The sequence below is a fragment of the Priestia sp. 10L35 genome (genome assembly GCF_056395685.1).
On record NZ_JBFTKA010000039.1, the window covers coordinates 1 to 1,579 of the forward strand.

At 35.7% G+C, this 1,579-nt stretch carries 1 protein-coding gene; it reads left to right on the forward strand.

Annotation, left to right across the window (positions count from 1 at the left end; genetic code table 11):
- Window positions 1-853: 853 nt before the first annotated feature.
- Window positions 854-1,579: fatty acid desaturase (locus AC1DEF_RS29005; RefSeq protein ID WP_477727741.1), on the forward strand; the 726-nt coding region annotated here is incomplete at its 3' end.

Genomic DNA, 1,579 nt, shown 5'->3' on the forward strand with positions numbered 1-1,579 from the left:
CACTGTACCTTGTTCCATAATATTGCCTCCTAGTGTGGAATACTCCACACTTATATTACTACCCTTGTCCAACCATACTATCTTAAGATGAAAATTTCTATGGAAGAGATTTCTCTTCTCTTAATCCTACACCGAACAAAAATAATTAAGTTAATCGTACCATATAAAACTGAATATAGCAAATACAGGAAAGTAGATGAATCTTTAAAATGTAAAAACCTGTATTTTAAAAGGCCTAATTTAAAACCTACTGTTTTTGTGTAGATGAAATTTTTTATAAAATGGATATGTTGGGTACAATACCGGGTATATACGTGGTAGAGGGGGGATCGTTTGAGACTGAAGGATGGAGACTTTTATACAGATAGTAGAAACGGTAAGGTATATAGATTAAATGAAGATGACAAGGGCAGCTGGTATGTGAGTATGCGTGATGATGATAAACCGTCAAGGACATCGGGGCGTGAGATGATGAAATTGTTAAACCGATTTTATACCAAAATGAACGACAGTTGAACATTCATAGCTCTGAAAAAACTACCTCAAAATCCTAGTCATCATAGTAGAGGTAGTTTTTTGTTCTCATTATATTTTAAAAATAGTAGCTCAATACCTCTTGGAAAGGTACAGGTTTATGAGCACTTTTACATAGCTAGGACTGAAATAATGCTTTAATGAAACTGAATTTTTTCCACACCCGTTTCCTTTTATGAAGAAAATACATACAGACATGTATGACAATTGTCATACTAGTTACTTGACGTTCATATCTTTTATTACCAGCTACTATGTTCTACTATAAATATAAAGAAGCGCTGTATATTAAACACGGTAAAGATGTAAGGAGGAACACATGAGCAAACAAAAAACGACTGAATTAAGAAAAAATGTAGCACCTTTTGAAAAATCTAATACGAAATCGAGTATAAAGCAATTAATAAACACATTCCTTCCGTTTTTATTACTTTGGTTTCTAGCTTATCAAAGTTTGTCCGTTTCTTATTGGCTAACATTGCCCTTAGCTATTGTTACAGCTGGGTTCGTCGTCCGAATCTTCATTATTTTTCATGATTGTTGTCATCAATCATTTTTCAAAAGCCGAAAAGCGAATAATATCCTTGGGACAATCAGTGGGGTTATCACCATGTTTCCGTATGAACAGTGGAAACGAAGCCACTCGATTCATCATGCCACGAGTAGTAACTTAGATAAACGAGGAACTGGTGATGTGTGGGTCATGACAGTTGATGAGTATGTTGCAGCTTCCCACTGGGGTCGGTTAGCTTACCGAGTTTACCGTAATCCAATTGTTATGTTTGGATTAGGTCCGATTTATCTTTTCTTCGTTTCTAACCGATTGAATCGAAAAGACGCGAAACGAAAGGAACGTTTGAACACATATTTAACCAATTTCACAATTGTTGCGGTGTATGCACTTTTATGTTGGGGTATTGGTTGGCAAGCTTTTCTGCTCGTTCAAGCTCCTATCCTTTTTGTAGCAGGATCACTTGGAATTTGGCTATTTTACGTACAGCATCAATTTGAGGATTCCTACTTTGAAAGAGAAGAAGAGTGGGAT